Below are 16991 nucleotides of genomic sequence, written 5' to 3' on the forward strand. Positions count from 1 at the left end.
TCAAAATAGATAACAGAAGTCAGCAAGACTTAATTGTTTTTAGATTAAAACAAGGCATTGACGAATCTATTTTCATTCCGAAAAATAAAAAACTATCTATCGAAATTGTAAACGACGATTCGTTAGTATTCTATACTGGAAAGGACTTTGTATCCGGCAGATTCTCACACTTTAGAAACGATACAGACCTTACGAATATGTTTCGAGTTGGAAGCTTAGATATTGCAAAGAAAAAAGAAATCACCATTTATCCCTTTAAAGATGAAATTAGTAGAATCAATAGCAGTTCTTCAAATAAAGTGATTATTGATACAACCCGAAAAGAACGTATTGTCGCTAAAAATTTGAATATCTATAGGATTAGAATTAATGCCTTATACACTGCTTATTACAATAGAAATTACAGGAACAATTAACCTAAACCAGTCCTGCTATCGTCTTTAAAATTTCTCTGTTTTTCCTTTTCATAGTCAGGCAATAACGCAGATAATCCGTAAACAATATAGCGCAACGCCTTGTAATCTTTCTTATCAAGAGCTTCGTCTCCTTGTTTGATTAATTTTTCAGCTTTATGCTGATTAGAAAATTCAGTAACAAACTTCATATGTAAGAAGTAAGTGATAAAATTTTCATCACTTGATTGTATTATAGAGTCATGTAATTCATCAAGTTCTTTGATTTTAGAACGTATCAAATATTTATTTCCAGAGTTAATAACCTCATGCTCATTTTTAATGATTCTCGCATATTTATCCTGAAAATGTTCATTTTCCTCCTTATTCAAATGATACTCTAAATTGGATTTGGCGTCATTATACTCTTCAATTTCTTGAGCTATTAATTTATTACGAGTTAAATCTTCAAAATCCTGAATGAGTTTTCGCTTTTTATCATCCAACTGAAATTTCGCATCAGAAATATCATCATCATTGATAAGTGTAGCTGCAATTTGTGTTTCTATCAATCCAACTCGAATCGTTTCCAATTGATGGGAATATTCAAAATTTTCTTCAGAATTATGTTCTCGTATCAATGTTTCAACATCACCTAAAATGGTATTAATTTCCATATTGATTTTATGGACGCTTATAGATCTTTCCGATTCGCTAAATACATTCTTAAACTCCTGATCACAGCTTTGTAAAAAGACATTAATCTTTAAATCACGAGACTCGGTGACTTCAACCTCAATTTCGATATCTGTACCTTTAATAAGATCCTCTTCTAGATCTTTTCCAGAGATTTCAATATACCCAATACTCAAACCAGAACTTGGCAAACCTTTAGATTTCCCTTCGATAATATTGATAATCAAATTAGACTCTGATTGTTTTAAAATCGTTTTAGACGCCGTTTTGTATATTTTCTTTTTCAACGGAAGGATACTCCCTTTTCCAAACACCTTTTCGAGTCTTGTAGCAGATGCATCCAAATCATCAACTTCCATACAAATATCGTTAGGTAAGGGTTGCCCTTGTACGTTATAACTTCCTTGATTTATAGCAACCGAATCGATAACCTTCATGACATCTAAGTCAGAACTTAAAATCTGAATTTTAAACAGGTTTAAGCGTCCTTCCAACAACGGCACAAACTCTGAAAACGAGCGATCATCCAACTGCTTGACTCCAGAATCATAACCGCCATCTTTACGCATAATTCTAAAACTATGAGCACTACCAGAATTCACCTTACCCGTTATTAATTCTTCTAAATCTCTCGTGTTTTGTTCATAAAACAACTTAAAATCAATACTGTTTTCTTCAAGAGTTTCGCTTTCCATATTTTTTTGTTCGGAAACAGTCGCTGGTTTTGAACCCGCGTAGTATGCAGCGCCAAGAACCACAGCCGACGTTGGATCAATACTCGAATTGACTTCTACACCTATAGCTTCAGAAATTCGTCTTTTAATCAAAGGAACGTAAGTACTTCCACCAATCAAAACCACTCGCTCAATTTGGGAGGTGAGCAATTGGTTGTTTTTTATCACATCTTGAATAAACGTAATGGTTTCCTCAACCCTTGAGGAAATCAAATCTTCAAACTGCTCGCGTTTTATGAGAAATTGCTCATAGAAATTCTCACCATTAATATCGATATCTAATTCGATTTCGGTTTCTTCATAATGTGAGAGTTCCTTTTTAGCTTCTTCAGCGATTTTCAGTAATTCAAAATACAGTCCTTTAAAATCTGAAGTTTTAGATTTCAAATCTTTCCAAAATTTAGTTAATGATAATTTCTCTTCTATAAATGGAACAATTAAATGCTCTACAATGAGACTATCAAAATCGGCTCCACCAAAATAATTATCGCCAAGATTATCGGTGACCTTTAACTCACGATCATTAACTTCCACTAAAGCAACATCAAAGGTGCCTCCACCAAAATCGTATACAATCCAATTTTCCTTTTCTGTAACTTCCAAATTTGAAGTATTGGCAAATGCTAAACAAGCAGCAATAGGTTCTTGCAATAAAACAACCTCCTTAAAACCTGCCATATAACCCGCCTTCTTAGTTGCATTAGATTGTATGGTATCAAATGATGCTGGAATAGTAATCACCACAGAATTCATCACTTCTTCGTCATTAACAAAGTTTTTGAGTTCTTTCAGAATTAGGGAAGACAATTCAATTGGAGATAATTCTTTATCAATTGCTGGCACATAATAGCTGTCTTGCGTTCCCATTTTTCGTTTAAAGAGCATGCAGATATTTTCGGCATCCTTTTCCAAATAATCAAGCGCTTTGTCACCAATAACGGTTCTATTTCCTCGGAAAGCGATACAAGATGGCAAGGTTTGCTTTAAACCTAACGGATTATTATAAATCTTAATAGTTCCGTCGTTATATTTAGCAATGAGACTATTAGTAGTCCCTAAATCTATAGCAAAGTTTATAGTTTTCATTCCAAGCTATTCTACGATTACAATTCCTTTTTGAAGGAGTCTGGTTTCATTGTTTTCAACTTTATATATCACAGGTTTCAACACCTTAGTGATTTTAGATTTCCGGTTTAAATCTCCCAAAATATTGGCTTCGACATCTGTCATTTCATTACGGTAGGCCTGACCTATAGGATTTACAATTTGAAATCCCATAGCTTCAAATTCGTGACAAATACGATCTATATACCGATTTAAGCTGTCGTTATTCTCCTTTTTAAGTTTTAAATCCAGGGCAAACACTTGGTTGATAATCTCTATCATTTTAATAATTAATTGAAGATTAAATATACGAATATTTACAAGCTATACGATTTCGGCTACAACAAATGTACTACCACCAACGTAAATTAAATCCTTTACGCTTGCCTTGACTTTAGCTTCATCTAAGGCATCTGAAACCGATAGGTAGATTTCCCCTTTGAATCCATTATTAATAAAATGAGATTGCAGAATTTCAGGTTCCAATCCTCTTGGTGCATTGGGTTTACAAAAATAGTATATGGCATCCTTTGGCAACACTGGAAGAATAGAATCAATATCCTTATCATTTACAACACCAAAAACGATATGAAGTTGATTATAGGTTTCGGTCTTAAACTGTTCTACAATATAAGTCAACCCCTCTTTGTTATGAGCAGTATCACAAATCACTTTTGGGTCTATTTGAAGCACTTGCCAACGGCCTTTTAATCCTGTGTTTTCAGTGACTTTTTTCAATCCTACTTTTATATGTGCTTCAGAAATCTGAAATCCTTTTTCATTAAGGATTTTTAAAGTTTGAACCGCTGTTTTGATATTATGGATTTGATAACTTCCTTTTAAATCACTTGAATAAGATGTATTGATAAGTTGATCAGCAAAGTAAATATTAGAAGTATTAGCTTTAGCAACATCAAGAAATACCTTTTTGGTTTCACTTTGAGTTTCGCCAATAATTACTGGAATATTAGACTTTATAATTCCGGCTTTTTCTTTGGCAATAGCGTTATAAGTAGTTCCTAAAAACTGTGTATGATCAAAACCAATGTTAGTTATCACTGAGAGTTCTGGAGTGATGATATTTGTAGAATCCAATCGACCACCAAGACCAACTTCAATAATAGCAATATCAACCTTTTCTTTTGAAAAATAATCGAAAGCCATCCCTACGGTCATCTCAAAAAAAGATAATTGTTCTTTTTCAAAGAACGTTTTATTCTGTTTTATAAACCCTATAACAAATTGTTTACTGATGGTCTTACCATTGATTTTAATACGTTCTCTAAAATCTTTTAAATGCGGAGACGTATATAGTCCAACTTTATAGCCAGCCTCTTGCAAAACTGAAGCTAGCATATGACTTGTAGAACCTTTTCCATTGGTTCCGGCAACATGAATACTCTTAAAATTACGATGGGGATTCTTTAAATGATTTGCTAAACGTAGTGTATTGCTAAGGTCTTCTTTAAACGCTGTTTTACCTTGGTTTTGATACATAGGTAACTGTTTAAACATCCAGTTGACTGTATCGTGGTAATTCATTTAATTCCCTAGGCTAAAGTCGATTTTTACCCAACCGATTTGTGTTGCTGGTGCATTAGAATCTGCAGGCCATTTATGAGTAAGTGCTGTTTTTCTAGCGGCTTCATATAAGCATGATCCTCCTGTAGTTCCTCTTTTTCCTGGAATTGCTTTTACAACTTTACCAGAACGATTAACATGTATTTCTACTACAACTCGTCCTTCTTCTTGACAGTCGGGAAGCACTTTAGAATACGTTGCATTTCCTCTTCCATTAAGTCCGTATCCTGTTCCGCCATTACCACTTCCTGGGTCACCAAAATAACTTGGCGCATAAGGGTTACCATTTAATTGACCTTTATCACCTGGATCATCTCCTGGACCTTCACCTCCAGTTTCTGTTCCTTCAGAGTTTTTCACACCTCCAATAAGTGCATCCAGTTTATCTTTTGCGTCTTGCTCTGCTTTTGCTTTCGCTGCTTCTTCAGCTTTTTTGATAGCCTCTTGACGTTCAGATTCTGCTTTTGCTTTAGCTTCGGCCTCTTTAGCTTTTTTTATGGCTATAGCTTCAGGAGATTCACTAGTTAACACATCTTCTGATTTACTATTGGATTCTAAAGTTTCTGTAGGTTGAGCTTTAGTCTCTTCTTTAACGATTTCTTCCGTAGGTTGAGATTTTATTGGCTTCGTTGGCTGAATATTACCCGAACCAACTGGAGAATTACCAAAGTTTACGGCTACGCCATATTCTTCTGGTGGATCCATATAAGGAGGTCCAACCACAAATAACAGCAGTATTAAGATGGCCACAATTAATGCGGTAATCTTTGCTGAATTACGTTCGTGTTTGTTCTCTAAATATTTCATTCTGATTTAACGGCCAGTGTAGATTTAATTTTATTTCTATTTGCAATATCCATAATAAAAACTACATGTTTCATTTCTACATCTTGATCTGATCGGATAACTATTGTTGGTGAACTGGAGCTTCCTACCTTAGCTAAAACTTCAGATTCTAACATACTTTTCGCTACCATTTTACTATCTACAAAATACTGGTGTTTTTTATTAACGCTTACTGCTACACTTTTTGTTTGCGTTGTTTTACTTGACGACTTTGGAAGTAATAAATCTATTGCTTCCGCAGAGACTAAAGTAGAAGCTATCATAAAAAAGATCAATAACAAGAATACAATATCTGTCATTGACGACATATTGAACTCTGGTGTGACTTTATTTCTTCCTCTTAAATTCATTAAATAGGTTCGTTTAAGTGATCTAAAAATTCTAGCGAATTTGCCTCCATTTGGTACACAACTTTATCTGTCTTAACGACTAAGTGATTATAAGCCATATAAGCAACAATACCTACAATAAGACCTGCAACGGTTGTAGTCATCGCCGTATATAAACCACTTGCCAGAACATCCATTTGTATTGTACCTCCTGCATTGGCGAGTTCAAAAATTGCTAAAATCATTCCAACTACAGTTCCTAAGAATCCAATCATTGGAGCTACACCAGAAACTGTAGCTAGAATACTGACGTTTTTTTCTAATCCGTATATTTCCAAACGACCTGCATTTTCGATAGCTGTATTAATATCCTCTAAAGGTTTACCAATACGTGTAATTCCTTTATTGATTAATCTTGACACTGGTGAATTCACTTGTGCGCATAACATTTGAGCCGAATCAATTTTACCATTACTTACATGATCTTTGATTTGATTCATAAAATTAGAATCTACTTGTGATGCTGCTTTGATGGCAAAAAGGCGTTCGAAATAAATGTAAATAGCAGCAACTAATAAAACGAATAAAACTGCAATAATTATTTGCCCAGCCACGCCTCCACTACTTATAAGTTCAATAATAGATAGTGTTTTTTCGGTTGATTCTGGATCAGTAATTAGGTCTGTTCCATCTTGAATATTACTCTGTAATATCATATTAGTGAAATTGTAAATTAATTTTAACTATTGTAATAACGATCGTTTTCTTAGTAAAGTATGTATTTTAAAAGATTGTTCTTGTAAACATAAAGACAATTGCACCAGCTAGAAAACCTATAAGTGCTAACCATGATATTTTTTTAAAGTACCAGAAAAAGTCAATTTTCTCCATTCCCATAGCCACTACACCAGCCGCAGAACCAATAATCAACATACTACCACCTGTACCAGCAGAATACGCAATAAAATGCCATAGCTGGTTATCAACAGGTTCAGAGAACATTCCTAAACTTGCAGCTACAAGTGGTACGTTATCAATTACCGCAGAACCGACTCCAAGAAGTAGAACTACTAAATCTGAAACACCATTAGGGTCTATCTCTGTTTGCATCATTGGCATCGTTTCTTGTAATGTACCTGCAAAACCAAATAAGATTCCTAAAGATTCTAAAGCTGCAACAGCCATTAATATTCCGAGGAAAAACAGAATACTTGGTAATTCAATCTTAGACAACGAATGATGCACAGGACTGTGATGTGCATGCGCATCACTTTCTTCAGAATCATGACTGGTGATACTAAATTTTGAATTACTATATATTTCAGCAAAGATAGCAACGACACCTAATGCTAACATCATACCAACATATGGTGGTAAGTGAGTAATGGTTTTAAAAATTGGAACCGATACAATACCTCCAAGACCTAAGTATAGCATTGTAGAGCTAAATTTACTTTTTGGTTTATCATTATCGTTTCCACTTTGCTCCAAATTTCCTTGAAAAGGTTTCATAAAAGAGGCTACAAAAAACGGAACCAACATACAGATAAGAGAAGGTAAGAATAGGTACACGAATAAATGCCCTGTGGTTACTTTTTTACCAATCCATAACATCGTTGTAGTCACATCACCAATTGGCGACCATGCGCCTCCTGCGTTTGCAGCGATTATAATTAAACCTGCATACCAAATACGAACATTTCTATCATTAACAAGCTTCTGAAGTATTGAAATCAATACAATGGTAGCCGTCAAGTTATCTATAATTGCAGAAAGGAAAAATGCTAAAAATCCAAAAATCCAAAGAATTCTCTTTTTACTTTTCGTTTTGATAAAGCCCTTAATAGTTGAGAAACCATCAAAATAATCTATGATTTCAACAATAGTCATTGCACCTAATAAAAAGACTAGGATTTCAGCAGTTTTACCGAGATGGTGAAGTAACGTTTCTTCCATCCAATGCATCTTATTCTCATGATCTAAATCTGAAAACCCTTCAACCAAACCATGGTTTGCAGAATCAAACCACTGCGGAAACGAATCTATACCCAAACTAATAAGTGCCCAACTTATAGCCATCATAACTAAAGCAGGAATAAGTTTGTCAATTTTAATACTATGTTCAACAGTAATGGCTAAATAACCAAGTACAAATATTATAATTATAATCGCTTCCATAAAGGGTATTTATATTAATTGAGTTAAGGCAATTTCAAAAGCAGTTTCACTTATGCCTGTTCTTGTATGATTTTTATTGTAAACTTCTTGTAATGCTTTTCTAATGGTCTCTGAAGTATCATTAAAAATAGCCTCATCCGTCATTTGGACTTTACGTTCCATAAAATAGGCAAAAACTCTTGCCATACCACAATTAGAGATGAAATCTGGAATAAGACTCACCTTATTATCTGTATGCTCCATAATGCTTCCAAAGAAAATCTCTTTATCTGCAAAAGGTACATTAGCGCCACATGAAATCACTTCCAGACCAGTACTAATCATTTGATCAATTTGGTCTCGGGTAATTAAACGGGAAGCCGCACATGGAGCGAAAATTTCAGTTTCAAGCGACCATACCTTTTCATTCATTTCTGAAAATGGAATCAGGTGTTCACTCTCTAAACTATTGCCTGTTTTATCTAGATACAAATCGGTTATTTCTTTCAAAGAAAACCCGTCTTCATTTATTAATCCTCCAACAATATCAATAATACCAACTACTTTAGCTCCCATTTGTGCTAAATAAAATGCAGCTGCTGCTCCGACATTACCAAACCCTTGAACAATGGCTCGTTTTCCGTAGATAGAATCACCATGAATATCGTAAAAGTGTTTTGTAGCTACAGCAACACCGTAACCGGTAATCATATCTGCAACGGTATACTTTTTGGCAACGCTAGGCGAATATTTCGGATTTTCAATCACCTTAATCACACCATAACGCAATTGACCAATACGATTTATTTTATCGGCTTGAGTTGGTTTAAAATGTCCTTCAAAAACACCTTCTTGTGGATGCCAAACGCCGCTCTCTTCTGTGATAGGAATCACCTCATGAATTTCGTCAACATTAAGATCTCCTCCTGTACCGTAATAACTTTTAAGTAAAGGTGATACAGCTTTGTACCAACGTTCTAAAACACCCTTTTTTCTTGGATCTTTCGGGTCAAAATTAATTCCGGATTTTGCGCCTCCAATGGCTGGTCCCGAAACAGTAAACTTCACTTCCATAGTTTTTGCAAGTGACAAAACCTCATTCATATCAAGGCCTTTACGCATTCTTGTTCCACCGCCTGCTGCTCCTCCACGAAGTGAATTAATGACAGTCCACCCTTCGGCTTCAGTTTCTGGATCTCTCCAATTAAAAATAATTTCTGGGGTTTTATCCTCGTATTTTTTTAGTAACTCTTTCATTTATATACATTGAATCATTATGAACTCATTTAAAAAGATTTTATGGCAATTGATAGAGAAGCTAAAGCTGATTCATTTGTAAAAAGTTTAATTGATTAGTTGTAACAAATATAAAAAACTAAAAATCGGTATATATTAATTTTACAATTATTTTAAGGATAATATATGTCTCCTGAAGAATGGTTATAATCTGCTCCTGTAACAGTCGACAAACAGTTAACTTCACCTCTTAGTTTTAAAACGCCTAGCAGTCCAAAAATTAGAGCTTCTTTGTATTCTACAATCTCATCGGAAGGAACAATCAACTCAAATACTTTTTGGGCTTTAATCCGTTCCAAAAGAAAATCGTTATAAGTTCCTCCGCCAGTAAATAAAACTTTAGAATTAGTCTGTATAGCATTTGCTATTTGTATGGCAATATGCTCAATAAAGGTTCTAAGAATAGTGGCTTCGGAAAGTTTTGATGCTTCCAAAATCGGAAAAACAAATGTATCAACCCATTCGAGTCCCAAAGATTTTGGAGGTATTACTGAATAGAAGTCTAAATCATTGAGAAGGTTTAATATATTTTGATTGATATGTCCAGTTTTAGCAATCTCTCCACCTTTATCAAAATCATAACCCAATGCATTAGCAAACCGATTCATAACTATATTGACAGGACAGATGTCATAGGCTATTCTTTTATGTTCAAGTTCTGATGAGATATTAGCAAAACCACCTAAATTGATACAATAGTCATATTCTGAAAATAATAAACGATCACCAATGGGCACTAAAGGTGCGCCTTGACCATTTAACTTAACATCCTGTGTTCTATAGTCGCAAACAACCAAATGATTTGTTAGCTCAGAAATTTTAGGTAGATTTCCAATCTGGTATGTGATGTTGTTTTCTGGTTGGTGAAGCGCAGTATGTCCATGAGAACAAATTGCATCAATGTTATGGAGTTGATATTTCCGAAGGAAATCATTAATAACATCCGACAAATAAATAGTATAGTCTTCGTCAATTTTTTTCAATACTTCCATATCAAAATTGACAAGATTAGAAAGCTTTTGTTTCCAATCTTCTGTATATGAAACAGTTTCAGAGTTATGAATTTTAAAGGTCCATATTCTATCAATTTCAAAAGTGATATGTGCCAAATCAATTCCATCTAGAGATGTTCCAGACATCACACCAATAACATTGTACTTAGATTTTATCATATTCAGTAAAAATAACAATACTCATTGAAAATATGCTAATAAAAAGTTATCTTTGCCATCATTTTTTATCAATTCAATAATACACACACACCATGGATTTTAGCTTAACCGAAGAACATATTATGATTCGCGATGCAGCTCGCGATTTTGCGCAAACGGAATTACTTCCTGGCGTTATAGAACGTGACAATGCACAGACTTTTCCTGAAGAATTAGTTCGTAAAATGGGTGAGCTTGGGTTTATGGGAATCATGGTTGACCCTAAATATGGCGGAAGCGGTATGGATGCGATTTCCTATGTTTTAATTATGGAAGAACTATCAAAAATTGATGCTTCGGCTTCGGTTATGGTGTCTGTAAATAATTCATTGGTATGTTATGGTTTAGAAGCTTACGGTAACGAAGAACAAAAACAGAAGTATTTAACAAAGTTAGCTACTGGTCAATGTATTGGAGCATTTTGCTTAAGTGAACCTGAAGCTGGAAGTGATGCCACATCTCAGGCGACAACTGCAATAGACAAAGGTGATCATTATGTTATTAATGGCACAAAAAACTGGATTACAAATGGTGGTAGAGCAGAAGTGTATTTAGTGATCGCTCAAACCGATAGAGAAAAAGGGCATCACGGAATTAATGCTTTTATTCTTGAAAAAGGCATGGAAGGATTTGATATTGGACCAAAAGAAGATAAGTTAGGAATAAGAGGAAGTGATACACATACCCTACAATTTAACGATGTTAAAGTTCCTAAAGAGAATAGAATTGGTGATGATGGATTCGGATTCAAATTCGCTATGAAAACACTTTCTGGTGGACGTATTGGTATTGCAGCACAAGCCTTAGGAATTGCTGCAGGAGGATATGAATTAGCTCTTAAATATTCTAAAGTGCGTAAAGCTTTTGGAACTGAAATTTGCAATCATCAAGCCATTGCTTTTAAATTGGCAGATATGTATACCGAAATTGAAGCTGCCCGTATGCTAGTGATGAAAGCTGCTTGGGATAAAGACCAAGGAAACAACTATGATATGTCTAGTGCAATGGCAAAACTATATGCGAGTAAAGTTGCCATGGAACAAACGGTTGAAGCGGTTCAAATACATGGTGGAAACGGATTTGTTAAAGAATATCATGTTGAGCGTTTAATGCGTGATGCAAAAATCACACAGATATATGAAGGAACTTCAGAAATTCAAAAAATTGTAATTTCTAGAGGTGTGATTAAAGGATAAGTAACATCTTAATAATAACACAAAAAGGCTCAACCTAATAGTTGAGCCTTTTTGTGTTTACAATTATTTTCACCTCGCGTTTCACATACAATCTCAGGATAATCATATGGCGTTTTTAATTACACACATGACATCTGAAAGCATCCTAATAAAACTGTTCTAAAAATAATTTAAAAGAGCATGTTTACATTCATTAGAAAAAAACACCAAAGTATATAATCAAACTTTAAAATCATGAAATCAAAAATCACATTACTATTAGCATGCATTACTTTCTTCTTTTCAAATGCGAACAACATTAACGTTAGTAATATTTCATTAGAGAACTTAAATGCCCCAGATTGGGTTCAAGTAGAATTTGATTTAAGCTGGGAAAACTCTTGGAGATTAAGTGCAGGACCCTCAAATTGGGATGCGGCATGGGTATTTATAAAATATCGAGTAAACAGTGGTGAATGGGCACATGCACAATTAAATTCATCCAATTTTGTTGCGGCCTCAGGCAGCGCAATAGATGTTGCAAGTGATGGTACAGGAGCATTTGTTTACAGAGATAGTGATGGCAGTGGCGACTTAAACTTACAAAATATGCGTCTACGATGGGACTACGGTTCTATTGACACCAACGACATAATAGATATTCAGGTATTTGCAATTGAAATGGTATATGTACCAGAAGGTTCATTTGCTGTTGGAGGTACAAGTGGTAATGAAGTTGGAAAATTTTATACAATTCAACCATTACTATCTTATAATGTGAGCTCTGAAAACGCAATATCAGTAGGTATTGGCGGTTCCAGCCTCTACTACGATATTCCAGCTGGAAACGGTCCAGGAGATCGATTGGGACCAATACCAGCAGTATTCCCAAAAGGATTTAGTGCTTTTTATTGTATGAAATATGAAGTGAGTCAAGGCCATTGGGTGAGCTTTTTCAATACCTTAACTGAAACGCAAAAAACTAATAATGATGTTACTGGCCCCAATGGTAAAAATCAAGATTCTGAATTAAATAGAAATACCATTTCATGGCCAGATGGAAGTGTAAATGCTACAACAACCACTCCAGATTTGGCACTAAATCATGTACCCACTATGAGCACCATTAATTACTTAGATTGGGCAGGCTTAAGACCTATTACCGAATTAGAATATGAGAAAGCATGTAGAGGGCCTATTGCGCCTAAGCCAGGAGAATTTGCATGGGGCAATTCTAACATTGCAACTATTGATTATATATATGCAAATGAAGGTACACCAACAGAGTTAGTTACTAACCCAGAAGAAGGCGTTGGAAACATGATTTATGCAGAAACAAACGGTACTATAGGTGGCCCTATTCGTAATGGTATTTTTGCTGCTAGTGCCATTAATAAAACAAGAGAAGAAACGGGAGGAAGTTATTTCGGCATTATGGAATTGAGTGGTAATGTATATGAGCGTTGCATATCTGTAGGTAATCCAGAAGGAAGAGCATTTACTGCAAATCATGGAGATGGTATTTTAACAGCTTCAGGTATTGCTAATGTTCCAACTTGGCCAACAACGCCATTAGGCATTGGGTATAGAGGTGGTAGTTATTTCAACTCGTCAGATTTTATACGTGTTTCTGATAGATACGATGCTGCAACCAGTATTGCTAATGGTAACAATCGATTAGGATTTAGAGGTGGACGATCAGCTAATTAAAAGATAATGGATTATGAACAATAAAATATTTATTATTGTAATATTTCTATTCACTAGTCATGCTAATGCACAATATCAAGGTGGATCAGACGATGGAAGTGATTGGTCTGTACTTAATGGCAGTAGGCTAAGTGGAGAGATTGCATCTGTTTCTGTGCTCTATCAAGGTAGTTCGGGTGATGGTTTTGATGTAACTAACAATCAATTAACCCTTTCAAATACTCCTTTTGATATTTATAATGGTAGATATGGAGATGGATTTACTCAAAAAATTGAAGCATTAACACTTTTAGGTGTTCAAATAAACAATTTGTATTATGGGAGTTCTGGAGATGGGTTTTCTCAAAACAACTATCAAACAGTTCTCAATGGACAAGATTTGGCTATACTATTTTCAGGTAATAGTGGTGATGGAGCTGACAATGAGTTAATCATTGGTTTATTGTTTCAAGGTTTTATAAGTGATTTATTCAAAGGTGGAATTGGCGATGGATTTGCAGTAGATTTTTTTACGGCAGATTTTACATTAGACATTGTAGAACAACTAATCAAAATGGATGTATTGTTATATCCAAATCCCGCAAGTCAAATTGTGAATATAAAACCAAATGATGGTATTATAATATCATCTGTAGATTTATACAATATTTCAGGACAAAAAATAAGAATCGAATTGTCTAGCAATAATAGTTTAAATGTTTCAAGTTTAGCGGATGGAATATATCTCTTGAACATTTTCTCAGATAATGGGAGTGTTACAAAGCGGTTAATAATCAAAAAATAATTCTCCATTAATTCAAAACCAGCATATCAATTAAGTTATAAAATTGAAATGCTGGTTTATGATTTTATAGAATCGATTACTAATCTTAGTTCAGCAAAGGTATACTTGTCATCTATTTGATGTTTTAAATCTGAAAGATTCTCGAAGGTATACTTCGGAATAAGTTTTTTTAACTCTTTATAATGTTCTTCAGAAATTAAATCGGTGATTTTAACTTCTCCGGAAGACATAAAACTAGCTAAATGACCTACGATTGTATTTATATTAAGCTCACGATCAATTGCAATATCTTCAATAGATTTTCCAGATTGAAATAGAGCCAAAGATTCTTTCTTAGTATCTCCTTTTTTTCGTTTTAGTTTAGGCTTTTCGAAAATTTCACTACTCATTGATGTTTCAATATCATTTTCTTCACAATAAGCTCTTACGACTTCTAAAATTTCAGCCCCATACTTTTCAATCCTTGTTTTACCCATACCATGAATTTGCTTCAAATCACTTGTGCTGATAGGCAGGGTTTCACACATGGCATACAATGCCTTTTGAGTAAAAATCTGATAATGGATTAGATCCTCTCTTTGGGCAATTGTATTTCTAAGCTCGCGAAGTAACTCAAAGAGCTCTAGATTAGTGGTACCATCAATCGCAATTTTTCTAGCTTTTTTAGGCTTATCTTTTGCTAAAAACACAGATTTAGTTCTTAATTCTAAAAAGTTTAATATGCTAAAACCTTCAGTCATTCCATGGAAATAAAGCTGTTTAGTGGACAATAATTCTTCGAATGTATCTAAATGCTTTGTAATATCTTTTTCTAAAGTTTTGTTATCTGTAGTAAACCCCAAAGATTTATATGTATCGTGTATATTAGTTTTTGTTTGTTCATTGAAATAATCAATTGCCTTATTAAAGCGCTTTTGAAGTAAAATATTTTTTTCTGGATCGCTTTCGCTATCGCATAATTCTTTAAGTTGAGCATTAAAACCATTAGCCACTTTTAGCAAATTTGTTATAGAATCCTTAATCGAAATCAAAGGTTTTTCTATGTTTCCTTCTATACTTCCACGGTTTTTATAGTAGATATCTAAGACACGATTCACAGGATACAAAAACTTATAGAAATCAAATAATTCTGATATTAAATTCAATTGAAATTTAACTTTAGATCGTTGTAGAACCGATTCATCAGGTTGATTTTCTTCAGCTTCCCTAGTAAAATCTTTAACGTTAGTATCACTAATAATCTGACTTGAATCAATTTTACTTTTAAGAACTAAACCTTCGAGATTTTTACATCTACTTAACGCCACATAAGTTTGTCCATGAGCAAAAGCGCCTTGAGCATCTATAATTGCCTTTTCAAAAGTTAAACCTTGGCTTTTATGAATTGTAATAGACCATGCCAATCGCAAGGGTATTTGTGTATAAGAACCAACTTTGTGCTCTGTTATCGCTTTGGTTTCAACATCAATATTGTAATTGATATTCTCCCAAACTTCTGGTGTAACTATAATATTAAAATCATCATCCGGACATTTAACTACAACTTCATCATTATCTAAAAGAACGACCTTCCCTATTTTACCATTGAAATACCTCTTATCAACAGAGCTATCGTTCTTAATGAACATAACTTGGGCACCAACTTTTAAAACTAGCTGTTCTTTATTTGGAAATGAGAATTCTGGAAACTTACCTTCAATATTTGCTGAATAAACTTGAGAACTATTTTTTAATTTCTCAAGTTCAGAAACATTAACACGTTCAGCCTTATTATTATGTGTAGTTAAAAAAATATAGCCTTCATTATCATGAGGTGAAAAATCTGGTTGAAATCGTTTATTTAACTCATTTGCTGATGATTGAGATAGTGTATTAGTCCTAACTTCATTAAGGATATTAATGAATATCGGGTTATCCTGTCTATAAATATGTCTAAGTTCTACAGTAATAGCATGACATTTTTGGAAGGCTAAGCTGCTAAAAAAATAGGCATTTTTATAAAATGGTTTTAATAACTGCCATTCATTTTCTTTCACAACAGGCGATAGTTGTTGCAAATCACCAATCATTAATAGTTGGACACCTCCAAAGGCAAGGTTTCTATTTCTAAAACGCCTTAATGTTTGATCAATTCCGTCAAGTAAATCGGCTCTAACCATACTAATCTCATCTATGACTAGCAAGTCTAAAGATTTGATGATATTAATTTTTATTTTACTGAATTTCCTTGTGAAACTTGAAGAACCTTCTAGGTTCTCATTTGGTAAGATTGGGCCAAAAGGCATCTGAAAGAAAGAATGTATTGTAACACCTTTCGCGTTAATTGCGGCTACCCCTGTTGGAGCAACTACAACCATTCTCTTCAAGGATTCGAATTTTAATTTATGTAGAAAAGTAGTTTTACCCGTTCCTGCCTTCCCTGTTAGGAATACGTTTCTATCAGTATTATTGACAAAATCCCAAGCTAATTCTAAATCCTTGTTTATAGTCATAAATTAGTATCGAAAATGAAGTATTGATAAATTATCCTATAAATATAAAAAACAAAAAACCCTTTTCATAAAAATATGAAAAGGGTTTCAAAAAAGGCGACGACCTACTCTCCCACAAATGCAGTACCATCGGCGCAAATGGGCTTAACTTCTCTGTTCGGAATGGTAAGAGGTGAGCCCCATCGCAATAATCACCTTAAATCTTTCGGTGTGTGTAGATAAATCTACTTAACCGTATATAATAACATATTGAAAAAAGGACGTCAGACGTCATTCATACATAAAAAACATAATATTTCATTGAACTTTATAAAAAAACAGGTGTACAATAAGCCTATGGGTTATTAGTACTACTCGGCTATGACATTACTGCCTTTACACCTATAGCCTATCAACGTGGTAATCTTCCACGACCCTTTAAAGAAATCTCATCTTGTGGTAGGTTTCGCGCTTATATGCTTTCAGCGCTTATCCTTTCCCAACG

At 34.2% G+C, this 16991-nt stretch carries 14 protein-coding genes and 2 rRNA genes; 4 read left to right on the top strand and 12 right to left on the bottom strand.

Features of this window, described 5'->3' with window-relative positions:
• Positions 1–197: 197 nt before the first annotated feature.
• Positions 198–416 carry a hypothetical protein gene (locus tag V7719_RS05730; protein ID WP_335728917.1) on the top strand — a complete coding sequence of 73 codons (219 nt, stop codon included), beginning with the start codon at positions 198–200 and terminating at the stop codon, positions 414–416.
• On the opposite strand, the gene V7719_RS05735 is transcribed toward V7719_RS05730, so the two are convergent.
• The 9 genes from V7719_RS05735 to V7719_RS05775 all read right to left on the bottom strand — a co-directional run bounded on the left by V7719_RS05735 (position 413) and on the right by V7719_RS05775 (position 10307).
• On the bottom strand, positions 413–2908 hold the full coding sequence (locus tag V7719_RS05735) for an Hsp70 family protein (RefSeq protein ID WP_335728918.1): 2496 nt from the start codon (positions 2906–2908) through the stop codon (positions 413–415). The genes V7719_RS05730 and V7719_RS05735 overlap by 4 nt on opposite strands.
• 6 nt (positions 2909–2914) lie before the next feature.
• Positions 2915–3208, bottom strand: coding sequence for a hypothetical protein (locus tag V7719_RS05740; protein ID WP_335728919.1), 294 nt, complete (start codon positions 3206–3208; stop codon positions 2915–2917).
• 42 nt (positions 3209–3250) lie between these two features.
• Entirely contained in the window at positions 3251–4468 is a 1218-nt protein-coding gene (locus tag V7719_RS05745) for a bifunctional folylpolyglutamate synthase/dihydrofolate synthase (RefSeq protein ID WP_335728920.1), read from the bottom strand.
• On the bottom strand, positions 4469–5314 hold the full coding sequence (locus V7719_RS05750) for an energy transducer TonB (RefSeq protein WP_335728921.1): 846 nt from the start codon (positions 5312–5314) through the stop codon (positions 4469–4471). It lies immediately after the preceding gene.
• Positions 5311–5703 (bottom strand): ExbD/TolR family protein, encoded by a 393-nt coding sequence (locus V7719_RS05755; protein WP_335728922.1) that lies wholly within the window; start codon positions 5701–5703, stop codon positions 5311–5313. Before V7719_RS05755 ends, V7719_RS05750 begins: the two co-directional genes overlap by 4 nt.
• Positions 5703–6398, bottom strand: a complete 696-nt coding sequence (locus tag V7719_RS05760; RefSeq protein WP_335728923.1) for a MotA/TolQ/ExbB proton channel family protein — start codon at positions 6396–6398, stop codon at positions 5703–5705. The genes V7719_RS05755 and V7719_RS05760 overlap by 1 nt, the downstream gene beginning before the upstream one ends.
• Positions 6399–6465: 67 nt before the next feature.
• Complete coding sequence (nhaD, locus tag V7719_RS05765) at positions 6466–7860, bottom strand: sodium:proton antiporter NhaD (RefSeq protein ID WP_335728924.1); 1395 nt, start codon at positions 7858–7860, stop codon at positions 6466–6468.
• Between the two features lie 9 nt (positions 7861–7869).
• Complete coding sequence (locus V7719_RS05770) at positions 7870–9096, bottom strand: Glu/Leu/Phe/Val dehydrogenase dimerization domain-containing protein (protein ID WP_335728925.1); 1227 nt, start codon at positions 9094–9096, stop codon at positions 7870–7872.
• 152 nt (positions 9097–9248) lie between these two features.
• Positions 9249–10307, bottom strand: coding sequence for an anhydro-N-acetylmuramic acid kinase (locus V7719_RS05775; RefSeq protein WP_335728926.1), 1059 nt, complete (start codon positions 10305–10307; stop codon positions 9249–9251).
• Between the two features lie 92 nt (positions 10308–10399).
• Here V7719_RS05775 and V7719_RS05780 point away from each other — a divergent pair, with 92 nt between their 5' ends.
• From V7719_RS05780 to V7719_RS05790, 3 genes are all read left to right on the top strand, one after another.
• Positions 10400–11542 carry an acyl-CoA dehydrogenase gene (locus tag V7719_RS05780; RefSeq protein WP_335728927.1) on the top strand — a complete coding sequence of 381 codons (1143 nt, stop codon included), beginning with the start codon at positions 10400–10402 and terminating at the stop codon, positions 11540–11542.
• Between the two features lie 234 nt (positions 11543–11776).
• A complete protein-coding gene (locus tag V7719_RS05785; RefSeq protein ID WP_335728928.1) occupies positions 11777–13231 on the top strand; it encodes an SUMF1/EgtB/PvdO family nonheme iron enzyme in 1455 nt (484 codons plus the stop codon).
• 13 nt (positions 13232–13244) lie between these two features.
• Positions 13245–14015, top strand: coding sequence for a T9SS type A sorting domain-containing protein (locus V7719_RS05790; RefSeq protein WP_335728929.1), 771 nt, complete (start codon positions 13245–13247; stop codon positions 14013–14015).
• Positions 14016–14071: 56 nt separating this feature from the next.
• On the opposite strand, the gene V7719_RS05795 is transcribed toward V7719_RS05790, so the two are convergent.
• The 3 genes from V7719_RS05795 to V7719_RS05805 all read right to left on the bottom strand — a co-directional run.
• Entirely contained in the window at positions 14072–16507 is a 2436-nt protein-coding gene (locus tag V7719_RS05795; RefSeq protein ID WP_335728930.1) for a helix-turn-helix domain-containing protein, read from the bottom strand.
• A gap of 91 nt (positions 16508–16598) precedes the next feature.
• Positions 16599–16706: ribosomal RNA gene (gene rrf, locus V7719_RS05800) — 5S ribosomal RNA — on the bottom strand.
• Between the two features lie 125 nt (positions 16707–16831).
• Positions 16832–16991: ribosomal RNA gene (locus V7719_RS05805) — 23S ribosomal RNA — on the bottom strand; the annotation flags it as partial.

Origin of the sequence: Psychroserpens sp., from assembly GCF_036960315.1 — a bacterium.
Taxonomy (GTDB): Bacteria; Bacteroidota; Bacteroidia; order Flavobacteriales; family Flavobacteriaceae; genus Psychroserpens.

What these genes read in the sequence shown, in the direction of transcription:
- V7719_RS05785 (WP_335728928.1), top strand. Translation starts at nt 11,777, where the DNA reads ATGAAATCAAAAATCACATTACTATTAGCATGCATTACTTTCTTCTTT.
- V7719_RS05790 (WP_335728929.1), top strand. Translation starts at nt 13,245, where the DNA reads ATGAACAATAAAATATTTATTATTGTAATATTTCTATTCACTAGTCAT.
- V7719_RS05745 (WP_335728920.1), bottom strand. Translation starts at nt 4,468, where the DNA reads ATGAATTACCACGATACAGTCAACTGGATGTTTAAACAGTTACCTATG.
- V7719_RS05730 (WP_335728917.1), top strand. Translation starts at nt 198, where the DNA reads ATGTTTCGAGTTGGAAGCTTAGATATTGCAAAGAAAAAAGAAATCACC.
- V7719_RS05775 (WP_335728926.1), bottom strand. Translation starts at nt 10,307, where the DNA reads ATGATAAAATCTAAGTACAATGTTATTGGTGTGATGTCTGGAACATCT.
- V7719_RS05760 (WP_335728923.1), bottom strand. Translation starts at nt 6,398, where the DNA reads ATGATATTACAGAGTAATATTCAAGATGGAACAGACCTAATTACTGAT.
- V7719_RS05755 (WP_335728922.1), bottom strand. Translation starts at nt 5,703, where the DNA reads ATGAATTTAAGAGGAAGAAATAAAGTCACACCAGAGTTCAATATGTCG.
- V7719_RS05770 (WP_335728925.1), bottom strand. Translation starts at nt 9,096, where the DNA reads ATGAAAGAGTTACTAAAAAAATACGAGGATAAAACCCCAGAAATTATT.
- nhaD (WP_335728924.1), bottom strand. Translation starts at nt 7,860, where the DNA reads ATGGAAGCGATTATAATTATAATATTTGTACTTGGTTATTTAGCCATT.
- V7719_RS05735 (WP_335728918.1), bottom strand. Translation starts at nt 2,908, where the DNA reads ATGAAAACTATAAACTTTGCTATAGATTTAGGGACTACTAATAGTCTC.
- V7719_RS05780 (WP_335728927.1), top strand. Translation starts at nt 10,400, where the DNA reads ATGGATTTTAGCTTAACCGAAGAACATATTATGATTCGCGATGCAGCT.
- V7719_RS05750 (WP_335728921.1), bottom strand. Translation starts at nt 5,314, where the DNA reads ATGAAATATTTAGAGAACAAACACGAACGTAATTCAGCAAAGATTACC.
- V7719_RS05740 (WP_335728919.1), bottom strand. Translation starts at nt 3,208, where the DNA reads ATGATAGAGATTATCAACCAAGTGTTTGCCCTGGATTTAAAACTTAAA.
- V7719_RS05795 (WP_335728930.1), bottom strand. Translation starts at nt 16,507, where the DNA reads ATGACTATAAACAAGGATTTAGAATTAGCTTGGGATTTTGTCAATAAT.